Origin of the sequence: Streptosporangium heterodermiicola (assembly GCF_051390675.1) — a bacterium.
GTDB lineage: Bacteria > Actinomycetota > Actinomycetes > Streptosporangiales > Streptosporangiaceae > Streptosporangium.
The window spans coordinates 918,067-931,856 of the sequence record NZ_JBPJSR010000001.1 but is presented as its reverse complement, the minus strand read 5'-3'; the positions used below and the strand labels follow the sequence as shown (position 1 = coordinate 931,856).

The window sequence follows — 13,790 nt, the reverse complement described above, 5'->3', positions numbered from 1 at the left end:
AACCTACGAGAGCGGGACCGGTGTCGCCCGCCGGGCCTACGAGACCGGGACCGAGAGCGGGACCGACGCCGTCCGCTGGACCCACGAGACCGGGACCGGTGCCGCCCTCCGGGCCCATGAGACCGGGATCGTCCGATGAACGACATGGTCAACGACGTGGTCCTCGTCAACTGCACCGTCACCGACGCCCGCGCCGCCGTTCCCGGTACGGCCCCGGCGAGCCGTACACCGGAGGCGGGAGGGGGCGGCGAGGGGCGGATCGCCGACGCGGCGGTGTGGGTCAGGGGCGACCGGATCGCGGCCGTGGGCCCGCGCGAGCGGATCCTGGAGCGGACGGGCGACGCCCACCCGATCGACCTCGACGGCGCGCACGTCACCCCCGGCCTGGTCAACATGCACACCCACCTGTCCCTGTCGCTCCCGGGCAACGGGGGCGACAGCGTCAAGAACATGACGGCGCACGAGCTCGCCCTCTACATGGCCGACGGCGCCCGGCGCACCCTGCACTGCGGGGTCACCACGGTGCGGTGCGTGGCCGAGAAGGACCACGCCGACTTCGCGCTGCGCCGGGCGATCGAGTCGGGCCGGGCGATCGGCCCGCGGATCTTCACCGCCGGTCGCGCCCTGGTCTGCACCGGCGGCCACGGGCACGAGGGGAGCGACACCCTGGAGTGCGACGGCGCCGACGGGTTCCGGCGCGGGGTGCGCAGCCAGGTCAAGGCGGGCGCCGACCTCATCAAGATCATGATCTCGGGCGGGATCGCCGGGGAGCACGAGAAGATCGACACCCCGCAGCTGTTCTCCGACGAGATGGCGGCGGCGCTGCAGACCGCGCACGCCTGGGGCCGGAAGGTCACCGCGCACGCGGGCCCGGCGGCGGTGATCGCCGAGGCCGTCGAGCTCGGCCTCGACTGCGTGGAGCACGGCTACCAGCTCACCCCCGAGGTCGCGAAGAGGATGGCCGAACGCGGCACGTCCCTGGTCCCGACGCTGCTCGTCACCCGCTGCAAGGAGTTCTTCGACGAGCTCGGCGTACCGGAGTGGATGCAGTGCCGCTCGCTCGGCGCCGGACCCCGGCACCTGGAGAGCTACGCCATGGCCCTCGACGCGGGGGTGGACGTCCTGCTGGGCAGCGACATGCCGCCGTTCTGGGACTTCGAGGGGACCAACGCCTCGGTCCGCGAGCTGGAGTGCATGTCCGAGGGCGGCCTCGGCCCGGCCGGAGCGCTGTACGCCGGAACGCTCGGCCCGGTGCGCTGGCTCGGCGCCGACGCCGACCTCGGCACCGTCGAGGTCGGCAAGTACGCGGACCTCGTCGCGATGGACGCCGACCCCCTCGCGGGCACCTCGGCCTTCCGCGGGGTCCGCTGGGTGATGAAAGGCGGCCGGGTCGTCCGCGACGACCGGTCGGGATGGGAGAAATCGTGAACACCGCCTCCGGCACCGACACCGACCTGATCTCGGCGGGCATCGACGACATGTACGACGCGTTCCTCGCGGCCGACCGCCGCCGGTTCGACGGGCACCTGCACGACGAGGTGACCACCTGGGAGACACACCTGCCGGGACCGCTGCGGACCCGTTCGGAGCTCGACGCCTACCGCGACGACAGGGACGGCTCGGGCGCCCGCCCGCGCCTCGACCGTCTCGCGGCCGAGGACAAGCGGATCGACGTGTGGGACGACACCGGCGTCGCCCGCTACGTGCTCGTCGCCGAACCGCCCGGCGGGCCCGCGCGGCGCAGCCGGGTGACCGACGTGCTGCGCCGCGTCGGCGGCGACTGGCTCATCGTGCACCACCACTCCGAACTGCTCGCGCCGTGAACCGGCGGCTGGTCGCCTACGCGCACGGCGAGCCGGAGGAGGTCCTCTCCCTGGCCGAGGTGCCCGAGGACCGCGCCCCCGGCGACGGGGAGGTCAGGATCGCGGTGCGGGCCGTCGGGCTGAACTACCTCGACGTCATGCTGTGCAGGGGCACCTACCCCGTGCGCCCCGACCCGCCGATGACGCCGGGCGTCGAGGCCACCGGGACGGTGGTCGCCGCCGGGGCGGGGGCCGGTCACCTGGAGGGCAGGACGGTCCTCGCCTGTCCCACCCTGCCGCACGGCGCCCTCGGCGACGTCGTCACCGTCGACGCCGCCCTCGTGGTGCCGTACCCGGCCGGGCTCGATCCCGTCACGGTCGCGGCCCTGCCCGTCACGTACCAGACCGCGTGGTTCGCGCTGCGCCGCGCCGGGCTGGCGGCGGGGGAGACGGTGCTCGTGCACGCGGGCGCGGGAGGCGTCGGCATCGCCGCCACCCAGCTCGCGCTCGCCTCCGGGGCGCGGGTGATCTGCACGGCGGGCGGCCCGGCCAAGACCGCGCTGTGCCGGGAGAACGGGGCGGGCGAGGCGATCGACTACCTGGACGCCGACTTCGCCGCCTCGGTCATGGACCTGACGGACGGTCACGGCGTGGACGTGGTGGTCGACCCCGTCGGCGGCGACGTCCTCGCGCGCTCGCTGGGCTGCCTGGCCTTCGAGGGGCGCCTGGTGGCCGTCGGGGCGGCCGGAGGGTCCCCGCCGCCGGTCGATCCGATGGCGCTCGTCGCCGCCAACGCCTCCCTGGTCGGGGTGTCGTGGGGGTCGGCGTACCCGTGGCGGCGGCCCGGCGCGGTGCGGGACGCCTACGAGGAGCTGTTCGCCCTGCTCGCCTCGGGCGCCGTCCGGCCGCTCGTGTCGCGCGTGGTGGACCTGGCGGACACCCCCGCCGCCCTCGCGGACCTGGCCGCACGCCGTACGACAGGAAAGATCATGGTCCGCACGGGCTGAGGAGGGAACCGGCATGGACGGCACGGACGGCACGGACGACATCGGCGGGAGCGACGACGGCGACATGGAGCTGTACGACCTGCGGGTGGTGGTCGACCGCATCGAGGGCAGGTCCGTCTGCGGGATGGGGGTGGGCGACCGCTTCACGCTGGAGAACAGCGCCCACCTGCGGCTCCCCGACGGCGAGCACTTCTGCGTCTACGCGCTCGCCTCGGTCCTGCCGTTCCTCGCCGCCAAGCAGCGCGACCTCGGCGAGGGCGACTGGCTGGAGCGGGACACCCTGTTCGCCTGCCCCGACCCGGAGGAGCGGCTGGTGATGCGGGTCGAGCGGACCCGCCGCCGCCGGATGAACTCCGCCGACCTGACCTGAGGGGGTTCACGATGACGGCCGACCTGACGAAAACCGCGATGACCGCCCCTGGGCCGGGGGTTCGCGAGGGGGGCAGCGCCGACCGCCGCCGGGCCGGGGGTTCGCGATGACGGCCGCCGAGATCGGTCTCGGGCTGCAGAGCGACAAGCGGGCCGGTGACTACGCGCGGCTCGCGCGCCGCGCCGAGGAGCTCGGCTTCGACGTGCTGAGCGTGTTCGGCGACCTGATGTACCAGCCGCCGATCTTCCCCCTGCTGGAGATGGCCGCCGCCACCGGGAGGGTGCGGCTCGGCGCGGCCTGCCTCAACCCGTACTCGACGGCACCGTACGAGATCGCCGGGCAGCTCGCCGCCCTCGACCTGGCCTCGCACGGCCGCGCCTACCTGGGCCTGGCGCGCGGCACCTGGCTCGGCGCGGTGGGCATCGCCCAGCCCAGGCCGCTCACCGCGCTGGCGGAGGCCGCCGAGGTGGTCCACCGGCTGCTCGCCGGTGACTCCGGCGGGTACGAGGGGGAGATGTTCCGTCTCGCGCCCGGCACCCGGTTGCGCTACCCCGTGCACCGGGCCCGGCCGCCGTTGCTCCTCGGCGCCTGGGGCCCGCGAGGGGCGGCGCTGGCCGGGCGGATCGCCGACGAGATCAAGGTGGGCGGCAGCGCGAACCCGGCGATGGTCGGGGTGATCCGCGAACGGGTCGCGGCCGGGGCGGTCGCGGCCGGGCGCGACCCTCGCGAGATCGGCGTCGTCCTGGGCGCGGTGACCGTCGTGGACGCCGACGGCGCCGCGGCCCGCGCCAGGGCGCGCCGCGAGGTCGCCATGTACCTCGCGGTGGTCGCCGACCTCGATCCGACCGTGGAGATCCCCGCCGACCTGCTCGGCCGGGTCAAGGAGCTGGTCGGGAAGGGGAGGGACGAGGAGGCCGGGCGGCTGATCCCCGGCGACCTGCTCGACCTGTTCGCCTTCTCCGGCACCCCGGAGCAGGTCGCCGCGCAGGCCCAGGCCCTCATCGACGCGGGCGCGCACCGGGTGGAGTTCGGTACGCCGCACGGTCTCACCGACGACGGCGGCGTGGAGCTGCTGGGCACCGGGGTGCTGCCGCTGCTGGATCGCTCCCCGCTGCTGGACCGCTCCCCGAGGAGGCCGGCGACGGTACGGTGACCGAGGGTGAGGTGTGACCCTCCCGAGTGACGCTCCGTCATCTCGAAACCGGATGCCCGGAGAACCTTCCGTCCGTAAAGCGCGCGGCCGGAATCGTCGCGCGCCGCTAATTTCACCTCCGTTCGGTATGGGTGAACATAAGGAGGGAGGAGGAGATGACGTGACGAGTGAGCGCACCGGAGGCCCGGCGATCGATCCTGGGATCCCCGGCGAGCGGGAGGCGGTGGCCGCCGACGCCGAGGAGGCCGCACACGCCGGGGACGCCGGGCGCGCCGGGAAGGCCGGGAAGGCGGTGTGCCGCCGCGCGGAGTTCCTCGTCCCGCCCGCCCCCGCCACCTCCCGTCACCCCGAGGTCGCCTACTTCGCCGGGAACTCGCTCGGCCTCCAGCCCCGCGCCGCCCGCGACGCGATCTCCGCCGAGCTGGACGACTGGGCCCTGCACGCCGTCGAGGGACACCACCGGGCGGCGCACCCCTGGCTGCCGTACCACGCCGAGCTGCGCGAGGACGCCGCCGCCCTGGTGGGCGCGTACCCCGACGAGACCGTGGTGATGAACTCCCTCACGGTCAACCTGCACCTGATGATGGCGACCTTCTACCGCCCGGCGGGTGAGCGCACCCGCGTCGTCATCGAGGACCACGCCTTCTCCTCCGACAGCTACGCGGTGCGCAGCCAGGCCGTGCACCACGGGCTCGACCCCGACGAGACGGTGGTCCGCCTGCGCCCCCGCGAGGGCGAGGACTGCCTGCGCGCCGAGGACATCGCGGACTACCTGGCCCGCGAGGGGCACCGGGTGGCGCTCGTGCTCCTCGGCGGGGTCAACTACCTGACCGGCGAGTTCCTCGACATCCCCGCCGTCACCGCCGCCGGGCACGCGGCCGGGTGCCTCGTCGGCTGGGACCTCGCGCACGCCGCGGGGAACGTGCCGCTCGCGCTGCACGACTGGGACGTGGACTTCGCGGCCTGGTGCTCGTACAAGTACCTCAACGCCGGTCCCGGCGCGGTCGCCGGGTGCTTCGTGCACCGACGCCACGTGACCGACCCTGAGCTGCCCCGGCTCGCCGGGTGGTGGAGCACCGAGCAGGCGACCCGCTTCGAGATGCGGCCCGAGCTCGTCCCCGTCCCCACCGCCGACGCCTGGCAGATCTCCAACCCGCCGATCCTCGCGATGGCCCCGGTCAGGGTCTCGTTGCGGATGTTCGCCGAGACCGGGATGGCGGCGCTGCGGGAGCGGAGCCTGGCGCTCACCGGCTACCTGGAACGGCTGCTCACCGAGGTGGCCCGCGACCGCCCGCTGGAGATCGTCACGCCCGCCGACCCGGCCAGGCGCGGGGCCCAGCTCTCCCTCCGGGTGACCGGCGGCGCCGACGCCTCCGAATTGGCGGCCCGGCTGCACGAGGTCCACGGCGTCCTCGCCGACGTGCGGCGCCCGGACGTCATCCGGTTCGCCCCCGTGCCCATGTACTCCACGTTCCACGACTGCTGGCGGGCGGCCGACGCGCTCGCCAGGGAGGTGAGACCGGCATGAGTTCCCCTGGTGAGGTCGGAGAGGTGGGAGAGGTCGCCGTGGTCGGCGCCGGGCTGGTCGGCTGCCTGACGGCCTGCTACCTGGCCCGCCGGGGCTACGAGGTCACCCTGTACGAGCGCAGGCCCGACCCGCGCGAGGCCGCCCCCGAGCGCGGGCGCTCGATCAACCTGGCGATCTCCGAACGGGGGATCGCCGCGCTGCGCGGGATCGGGCTGGACGAGACCGTGCTGAAGGCCGCGCTGCCGATGCCCGGCCGGATGATGCACGCCCCCGACGGCACGCTCGGCTTCCAGCCGTACAGCGCCGGAGGGCGGCGGGCGATCAACTCCATCAGCCGCTCGGAGCTCAACCGGACCCTGCTGGACGCGGCCCTCGGCATGCCCGGGGTCCGCGCCCTCTTCGAGCACCGGCTCACCGGGCTCGACGTCGACTCGGGCCGGATGGACTTCGACACGCCCGGCGGTCCCGTCACCCGCACCGCCCAGGTCGTGCTCGCCGCCGACGGCGCCTACAGCGCGGTACGGGGACGGCTGCAGTTCCTCCCCGGCTTCGACTTCAGCCAGGAGTACCTCGACTACGGCTACAAGGAGCTGACGATCCCGGCGCGCGACGGCGGGTTCGCCCTCGACCCGGGCGCGCTGCACATCTGGCCGCGCGGCAAGGCCATGATGATCGCCCTGCCCAACCCGGACAGGTCCTTCACCTGCACGCTGTTCTGGCCCAAGTCGGGGCCGGGCAGCTTCGCGGAGCTGGACACCGCGGAGCGGTTCGAGGAGTTCTTCGCCGCCAACTACGCCGACGCCCGCGCCCTCATGCCCGACCTCGCCGGGGACTACGCCCACAACCCGATCGGGCACCTGGTCACCATGCGGGCCCGCCCCTGGCACGTGCGCGGCACCGCCGGAGCGGTGGTCGGCCTGCTCGGCGACGCGGCCCACGCGATCGTCCCCTTCTACGGCCAGGGCGCCAACTGCGGCTTCGAGGACTGCGTGGAGCTCGACCGCTGCCTGGAGGAGACCGGCGACGACTTCCCCCGGGCCCTCGCCATGTACGGGGCCCGCCGCAAGGAGCACGCCGACACCATCGCCGAGCTCGCGCTGGAGAACTTCGTCGAGATGCGCGACAAGGTCGCCTCCCGGTCGTTCCTGCTGCGCAAGCGCGTCGAGCACTGCCTGGAACGGCTGCTGCCCGGCCTCTACGCCTCCCGGTACGAGCTCGTGTCGTTCAGCACGGTGCCGTACGCCGAGATCCAGCGGCGCATCTCCCGCCAGCGCGGGGCGGTCGCCGCCGGGGCGCTCGGCGCGCTGGCCGCGGTCGCGCTGGCGGCCCGCGCCCTGCGCCGTCGCTGAGAGCCTTGTGCCGCTGACCGATCGCTCTGGGCCGTCACCGGCCGTCCTGCGCCGTGACCGGCCCGCCCCGCGTGGCCGTCGCCGCCGTCCGGGCGGGGAGGGGTCAGAACAGCCGGGGGGTCACCACGGACACGACCGTGGTCACCCGGTCGGTGTCGTTGAACATGCTGTGCGGGACGGTCGACCTCAGGTGGACGCTGTCGCCCGGGTGCAGCCGGTGCTCGACGCCGTCGACCTCGTAGAGGAGCTCGCCCTCCAGCACGAAGGCGAACTCCTCCCCGGCGTGGCCGTAGGAGTTCTCGCGCTTGCCGCCGGGCGCGATGTGCACCAGCAGCGGTTCGAGCACCAGGTTCGGGCCTCTGGCCGAGAGCATGCGGTAGGTCTGCTGGCCCGAGATGTACTCGGTGGCGGCCGTCGCCGAGCGGGTGAGCGTGAAGTGGCTCGGCAGATGGGAGACCGGGGCGTGCTCCTCCTCGGTCTCCTCCTCGGGCGGCACGTCGTTGAAGAACTCCGCCACGCTGCGGTCGAGCGCGGTGGCCACACTGTTGAGCGCGGTCAGGCCGATGGAGGAGATCCCCCTCTCGACCTGAGACAGAAACCCGATCGAGAGCCCGGAGTGGGTGGCGAGACCGCGTAGTGTCAGACCGCGCTCCTTGCGGAACTGCCGCATCCGGGCTCCGACGGCGTCGTGGCGGTCCAGCTCCTCACCGCTGCGACGCTCCGATGTGCCCACCTACGGCTCCCTCCGTCAAGCGGCGTGGCCGCCTGTTCGCTCTAGCTAAACATATTTCATAACAAGAGTCGTCCTGCGTCAAAAAGGAGTCGGAAATGGCAGACGGTGATGGCCGGGAGCTGTCCGGAGTGCCCTCGGCGCCGTACGATCCGCCGGAGTTCCTGAGCGATGTCCCCGGTTCCTATCCGTGGCGGGTTCTTCATGAACGGCACCCCGCCCTGATCGAGAGGGTCCGGGCCGCCACGCCGTACGACATCCGGGTGAACCGGGCGCTCGACCTGCTGCTTGAGGAGATCGAGGGGGTCATGGAGCCCCTGGAGGGCTCCGCGCACGACCGTGACCTGTGGGAGAGCTGGGACCGGGGGCACATCGGGCGGCGGTGGGACGACGCGCCGTTCCTGTGGGCGGAGAGTTACTTCTACCGCAGGCTCCTGTCCGCGGTCGGCTACTTCGGGCCCGGCGCGTGGCAGGGCGTCGACCCGTTCGAGCCCTTCAAGCAGGCCGAACTGTCCGGCGAGGCCGTCGACGAGGAGTTGCGCGAGCTCGACGCCCTGGCCGCCCTGCCTCCCGCCGAGCGGGCCCAGACGCTGACCCTGAGGGCATTGTGGGGGAACCGGGCCGACCTCGTGTTCCGGGTCGCGGCCGGTCCCGAGCTCGCCGGGCGCGAATCGGGGCTGGTGGCCGACGACAGCGCGCTGCTGTGGTCGCTGATCGGCGGCGAGGGGGCCGGTGTGTCGGGTGCTACCGGTGTGCCCGGCGTTTCCGGTGGCTCTGGCGTCCCTGGTATTTCCGGTGGTCCCGGTGGCGAGGCGGATCGCGCGGTGGCCGGTCGCGGGGGTGTCGCGAGGGTCTGCCTGGTCGCGGACAACGCCGGGAGCGAGCTGCTGCCCGACCTCGTCCTGATCGACCACCTGCTGCACGCCCGGGGGACGGGCGAGGTCGTCCTGCACGTCAAGCCACTGCCGTACTACGTGTCCGACGCCACCCCGGCCGACGTCCTGGCCTGCCTGCGGCGCATGTCGGCCGCGGGCGGCGAGGCGGGGGAGGTAGCGGGGCGGCTGCGGGCGGCGCTCGGGTCGGGGCGGCTGCTCGTCCGGGCGCACGCCTTCTCCTGCGCGCCGCTGCCCTACCGCGAGATGCCGGTCGGCATGCGGGAGGACTTCGCGTCCGCGTCACTGACGATCATGAAGGGTGACCTGAACTACCGCCGCCTGGTCGGCGACAGGGCCTGGCCGCACACCACCCCGTTCGCCGAGGTCACCGCGTACTTCCCCGGCCCCGTCGCGGCGCTGCGCACCCTGAAGTCCGAGGTCGCGGTCGGCCTGGACGGCGACGTGGTCAAGGCCCTGGAGGCCACCGGCCACCCCTGGCTGACCACCGGCGCCCACGGGCTCATCCAGGCCAGGCCGTAGCGACCGGAGCCCCGGCCACCGGGCCGGGGATGGTCGAACCACCGGTCCCGGGTCGTCCCCGCGCGGACTTGTGACGTCGGCCGGGGGACGGTCGGGCCGGATCCCGTGTGGCCTCGTGACGTCGGCCGGGGGACGGTCGGGCCGGGTCCCGCGCGTCCTCGTGACGTCAGCCGCTCGCCTGGGGGACGATCGGGCCCTCGCTCGCCTGGACGAGGACGAAACCCTCTCCCTTGAACGCGAGCTGCAGGGCCTCGCCGCTGCCCCGCCCGATCAGCGCCCCCGCCTTCATCGTGCGGTTGACGCCCACGTGCAACCCCGCGCTCCAGCACACCGCGGACTGGCCGTCGGCGAAGGTCGGCGCCTGGGCCGCGTCGAGGAGCACGGGGGCGCCGTGCGCGGTGACAGCCACCCAGCCGGTGCCCTTGAGCGTGGTGTTGAACAGGCCGCCGGCGGCGACGCCCGCGCCCTGGACGCGCTGGATGTCCCAGGTGAGCTGCGGATCGAAGGCCAGCAGGTTGGTGCCGTTGACGGTGAGAGCCTCGTTCTCCAGGTAGAACAGGTGCACGTCGGTGGCGTTGTCGGCGAAGAAGATCACGCCCTGCCCGCGGACCCGCATCAGCGGCGCGCCCTCCCCGCTCATCATCTTCTTCAGGAAGCGGCCGACGCTCCCCGCGCCCTCGTAGTCGAAGTCCATCTGCCCCTGGAAGGCGACCATCGCCCCCTGCCGGGCCAGCACCTCACCGCCCAGCCGCACCCGCAGCATCTTGGTGTTCTGCAGGGCGAAATGGTCGGGGAGCCGGTCCTGGTCGAGGTTGCCGAAGAATGAGCTACGCACGGGAGATGCCTCTCGGTGTCGGGGACGTCACATGGTGGGCGGCCGCATGGTGAATGACGAATCCGGGCGCGACGGAGTTCCCGCCCGTCGTCCCGCGCCCGTCCCGCGCCCGTCCGCCGCCGTCTCGCGCCTGTCCCGCCGCCTCCTCGCGAACGACCTCGGGGCCCCGCCCGAACGGCCTCGGCGCGTTCTCGGCGATGTCCGGACGCGGGGATCCGGGGCGCCCTCAGTGGCTTCGTTTGAGCATCGCGTCCGCGAGCGCGTCGGCGGCCTCGCCGAGACGGCGGCCCACCGCGTCGAGCCGCGACAGCAGCTCACGCCTGCGCAGGGTGTCCATGTCCAGCGGTTCGGCGAACAGCTCGGCGAGCCGGGCCTGGTAGAGCTGGCGAACCCGGCTGCACGCCTTGCGGGTGGCCAGCACGGCCTCGGTGACCGAGGCCGGGGCGTCGATCATCTTCAGCACGGCCCCCTCCAGCTCGTCGAGACCGTCGATCACCGCCTGCAGCGGTTCGGCCGCGAACCGCAGGTCCTCCGGCCCGAACAGGTCGATCTCGCGTACGTGGTCACGCAGGTGGTCCAGCACGTCGTCGATCGAGCGGGAGAGCCTGAACAGGTCCTCCCTGTCGATGGGCGTCGCCAGCACCCGCCGCAGGAGCCGTACCAGCTCGGCCCTGGCCTCGTCCCCCTCGTGCTCCACGTCGGCCATCCGGGCCCGCGCCGCCGACCGCTCGATCTCGCCGGACGCGACCGAGCGGGCCAGCTCGGCCCCCGCCCGCGCGATGGCCACCTGGTCCCGTACCAGCCCGACGATCCGCCGCCCGGAACGGCCGCGCAGGTCGTCCCAGGCACGCGCGAACCTCCGGGGCCTGCCCTTGACGCGCTTCACATCAGCCTCAGGGCGAGACCGCCGAGGCAGCCCAGCGCCATCGACGACGGCAGCGTGACCAGCCACGCCGTACCCACGTTCACGACCCCTTGCCATCGCACTCTCCTCGTTCCCTCGCTCGTCGCCGCGCCGACCACTCCCGCGGTGATCGACTGGGTCATGCTCACCGGACTGCCCAGCGCCGAGCTGCCGAGGACGGCGCCGGTGGCCGCCGTCTCGGCGGAGACGATGTGCAGCGGCCGGGTGATGACCACCCCGCGGCCCAGCCGGCCTCCGACACGGATCAGGCTCGTCAGGGCACCGGCGAGGAAGACCGCCACCAGGGCGGCCATCCACCCCGGCGGGACCTCGACGGGCCCCACCCCGCCGAGCCCGTCGCGGCTCACCCCGATCGCCACGCTCACCACCGCGATCATCTTCTGGCCGTCGTTCACCGCGTACGCCACGCACTGGGCCGAGTAGGCCAGCAGGTGCGTGGTGAACACCAGCCGCGGCATGCGGCGGTGGGACGGCACGCGGCGCGACACGGCCCCCAGCAGGTAGCCCAGGACCAGCCCGGCCAGGGGCGCGCCGGCCCCGATCGCGAGGACGGTGCCCAGATCCCGCCACGACACGGGGAGCCCGGCGCCGAGCCCCGCGCCGCTGATGCCGCCGATCACCGCGAGGGTGAGGCTGGTCGGCAGGCCCCTGCCGGTCAGCACCGCGACCACCGCCACCGCGATCACCACCCCCACCAGGAACGCCGCCGCGCCGCCGCTCGTCCCGAGCCCGGCCAGCCGCTCGGTGAACGTGCGCGCGACCGCGACTCCCAGGAGGTACGGGACGGCGAAGAGCACGGACACCAGGAGCACGGTGACCGCCCATCCGGGGGAGCGGGGGAACCTGAGCCCGAGGCCGATGATGGTGGCGCCGTCGTTCGCCCCGCTGGCCAGCACGAAGAGGACCGCCACGACGGCGAACGCCAGGGTCCATCCCATCAGCGGGGGAACCTCAGGCCGTGCCCCGCGCCCTCGCGGCCCTCACATCCCGGATGTCTTCCCGCCGTCACGCCTCTCCCTCGCCCAAGACGCCGCCGCCGACGCCGCTGGTGGCGCGAGTGGTGCGGGCGGTGTGGACGTACGAGGCGCCGGTGGCGTGGAGGCGGTGCCCGGTCGGTTCTCGGAGGGAGCGCGGGAGGCCGGGAAAGCGCCGGTGACCACGGCTCGGGGGGCTCACACGCATTTATGACCCTTCATTTGGATAGCTTCAGATTTAGGTTAACAGAGGGTAAACAATCGGGGAATTGCCGCTGACGTACAGGTGACATCAGGATGGCGTCCCGTGCCCCCGTCGCGTGGTCGACCGGGAGCTCGCCGGGCGGGAGGCGAGGGGGGCGGGGCGGGCGCCGCCGTGAGGGGGCCGGGCGGCGGTTGTTACGATCGGCCGGTGCCCGACCGGGGAGGTGGAGGGTGGGCGAGCGCCCGTACGTGCTGCTGAGCTGCGCGATGTCCGTCGACGGATACATCGACGACAACACGCCGCACCGGCTGCTGCTCTCCAACGACGAGGACTTCGACCGGGTCGACGCGGTCCGCGCCACCTGCGACGCGATCCTGGTCGGGGCGGGCACCGTCCGCCGTGACAACCCCAGGCTCCTGGTCAGGTCACCGGAGCGCGGGCGGGAGCGGGCCGCGCGCGGCCTGCCGCCGTCTCCGGCGAAGGTGACGCTGACCGCCACCGGCGACCTCGACCCGGACGCCGCCTTCTTCACCGCCGGTGACGCGGAGAGGATCGTGTACGCCGCGCCGTCGGCCGTGTCGAAACTCGCGGACCGTCTCGGCGGGGCCGCCGAGGTGGTCGACGCGCGAGGCCCCGCGGGCCCGGCGGGCCCGGGTTCCGGCGGTGGTGACGGCGGCGACGGGGTCGATCTCGGCCGCGTCCTCTCCGACCTGTACGGGCGGGGGGTGCGCCGCCTGATGGTCGAGGGCGGCACCTCCGTCCACACCCGCTTCCTGCGGGAGGACCTCGTGGACGAGCTTCACCTCGTCGTCGCCCCGTTCTTCGTCGGCGACCCCGCCGCCCCGCGCTTCGTCCTGGGCGGTGACTTCCCCCGCGACCGCCGTCGCAGGATGGACCTGGCGGAGGCCCGCGCGATGGGCGACGTCACCCTCCTGCGCTACCTGCTGAGCTGAGGAGGTCCGGATGGACGACCACGCCTGGCTGGAGCTGGCGTGCGACCTGGCGAGGTCGTGCCCGCCCTCGGAGACGGCCTTCTCGGTCGGCGCCGTGATCGTCTCCGCCGACGGCGAGGAGATCTCCCGGGGATACTCGCGGGAGGGCGACCCGCACGTCCACGCGGAGGAGTCGGCGCTCGCCAAGATCTCCCCGGACGATCCCCGGCTGGCCGGTGCCACGGTCTACAGCAGCCTGGAGCCGTGCAGCGCGCGCGTGTCGCGTCCCAGGACCTGCACCCGCCTGATCCTGGACAGCGGCGTCCGGCGCGTGGTGATGGCGTGGCGCGAGCCGCTGCTCTTCGTCGACTGCCACGGGGCCGAGGAACTCGCGGCGGCCGGGGTGACCGTGCTGGAGATTCCCGAGCTGGCGGACCGGGCCCGCGAGCCCAACGCCCACCTCGTTCCCGGCTGACCGGTTCCCGGGGGACTCGGGTCCCGTGCGGATTCCTGACCTGGCCGACGGGTGCTCCGGGTGCTCGGGTCCCGTGCGGATTCCTGACCT

14 protein-coding genes are annotated in these 13,790 nt (G+C 73.6%); 10 read left to right on the top strand and 4 right to left on the bottom strand.

What is annotated here, in order from left to right:
- Window positions 1-135 precede the first annotated feature (135 nt).
- From ACSC1Q_RS03835 to ACSC1Q_RS03805, 7 genes are all read left to right on the top strand, one after another.
- A complete protein-coding gene (locus tag ACSC1Q_RS03835; RefSeq protein ID WP_436757214.1) occupies window positions 136-1,428 on the top strand; it encodes an amidohydrolase family protein in 1,293 nt (430 codons plus the stop codon).
- Window positions 1,425-1,823 (top strand): DUF4440 domain-containing protein, encoded by a 399-nt coding sequence (locus ACSC1Q_RS03830; protein ID WP_436757213.1) that lies wholly within the window; start codon window positions 1,425-1,427, stop codon window positions 1,821-1,823. The genes ACSC1Q_RS03835 and ACSC1Q_RS03830 overlap by 4 nt, the downstream gene beginning before the upstream one ends.
- The gene (locus ACSC1Q_RS03825) at window positions 1,820-2,809 is read left to right on the top strand and encodes a zinc-binding dehydrogenase (RefSeq protein ID WP_436757212.1); all 990 of its coding nucleotides are present in this window, start codon (window positions 1,820-1,822) and stop codon (window positions 2,807-2,809) included. Before ACSC1Q_RS03830 ends, ACSC1Q_RS03825 begins: the two co-directional genes overlap by 4 nt.
- Before the next feature lie 13 nt (window positions 2,810-2,822).
- Window positions 2,823-3,179 (top strand): TIGR04076 family protein, encoded by a 357-nt coding sequence (locus ACSC1Q_RS03820; protein WP_436757211.1) that lies wholly within the window; start codon window positions 2,823-2,825, stop codon window positions 3,177-3,179.
- A 106-nt stretch (window positions 3,180-3,285) separates the two neighbouring features.
- Window positions 3,286-4,332: an LLM class flavin-dependent oxidoreductase gene (locus tag ACSC1Q_RS03815; protein WP_436757210.1), complete on the top strand. Its 1,047-nt coding sequence runs from the start codon at window positions 3,286-3,288 to the stop codon at window positions 4,330-4,332.
- 160 nt (window positions 4,333-4,492) lie between these two features.
- Window positions 4,493-5,860, top strand: a complete 1,368-nt coding sequence (gene kynU / locus ACSC1Q_RS03810) for a kynureninase (RefSeq protein WP_436757209.1) — start codon at window positions 4,493-4,495, stop codon at window positions 5,858-5,860.
- Window positions 5,857-7,209 carry an FAD-dependent oxidoreductase gene (locus tag ACSC1Q_RS03805; RefSeq protein ID WP_436757208.1) on the top strand — a complete coding sequence of 451 codons (1,353 nt, stop codon included), beginning with the start codon at window positions 5,857-5,859 and terminating at the stop codon, window positions 7,207-7,209. The genes kynU and ACSC1Q_RS03805 overlap by 4 nt, the downstream gene beginning before the upstream one ends.
- 103 nt (window positions 7,210-7,312) lie before the next feature.
- On the opposite strand, the gene ACSC1Q_RS03800 is transcribed toward ACSC1Q_RS03805, so the two are convergent.
- Complete coding sequence (locus ACSC1Q_RS03800; RefSeq protein WP_344749018.1) at window positions 7,313-7,942, bottom strand: helix-turn-helix domain-containing protein; 630 nt, start codon at window positions 7,940-7,942, stop codon at window positions 7,313-7,315.
- A gap of 95 nt (window positions 7,943-8,037) precedes the next feature.
- Here ACSC1Q_RS03800 and ACSC1Q_RS03795 point away from each other — a divergent pair, with 95 nt between their 5' ends.
- On the top strand, window positions 8,038-9,354 hold the full coding sequence (locus tag ACSC1Q_RS03795) for a damage-control phosphatase ARMT1 family protein (protein WP_436757207.1): 1,317 nt from the start codon (window positions 8,038-8,040) through the stop codon (window positions 9,352-9,354).
- Between the two features lie 166 nt (window positions 9,355-9,520).
- Here ACSC1Q_RS03795 and ACSC1Q_RS03790 read toward each other — a convergent pair whose 3' ends face one another.
- From ACSC1Q_RS03790 to ACSC1Q_RS03780, 3 genes are all read right to left on the bottom strand, one after another.
- The gene (locus ACSC1Q_RS03790; RefSeq protein ID WP_436757206.1) at window positions 9,521-10,189 is read right to left on the bottom strand and encodes an AIM24 family protein; all 669 of its coding nucleotides are present in this window, start codon (window positions 10,187-10,189) and stop codon (window positions 9,521-9,523) included.
- A gap of 226 nt (window positions 10,190-10,415) precedes the next feature.
- On the bottom strand, window positions 10,416-11,075 hold the full coding sequence (locus ACSC1Q_RS03785; RefSeq protein WP_436757205.1) for a DUF47 domain-containing protein: 660 nt from the start codon (window positions 11,073-11,075) through the stop codon (window positions 10,416-10,418).
- Complete coding sequence (locus ACSC1Q_RS03780) at window positions 11,072-12,052, bottom strand: inorganic phosphate transporter (RefSeq protein WP_436757204.1); 981 nt, start codon at window positions 12,050-12,052, stop codon at window positions 11,072-11,074. Before ACSC1Q_RS03780 ends, ACSC1Q_RS03785 begins: the two co-directional genes overlap by 4 nt.
- A gap of 471 nt (window positions 12,053-12,523) precedes the next feature.
- Here ACSC1Q_RS03780 and ACSC1Q_RS03775 point away from each other — a divergent pair, with 471 nt between their 5' ends.
- On the top strand, window positions 12,524-13,246 hold the full coding sequence (locus tag ACSC1Q_RS03775; RefSeq protein ID WP_436757203.1) for a RibD family protein: 723 nt from the start codon (window positions 12,524-12,526) through the stop codon (window positions 13,244-13,246).
- Window positions 13,247-13,256: 10 nt separating this feature from the next.
- On the top strand, window positions 13,257-13,700 hold the full coding sequence (locus ACSC1Q_RS03770) for a cytidine/deoxycytidylate deaminase family protein (RefSeq protein ID WP_436757202.1): 444 nt from the start codon (window positions 13,257-13,259) through the stop codon (window positions 13,698-13,700).
- The last annotated feature ends 90 nt before the right edge of the window (window positions 13,701-13,790 follow it).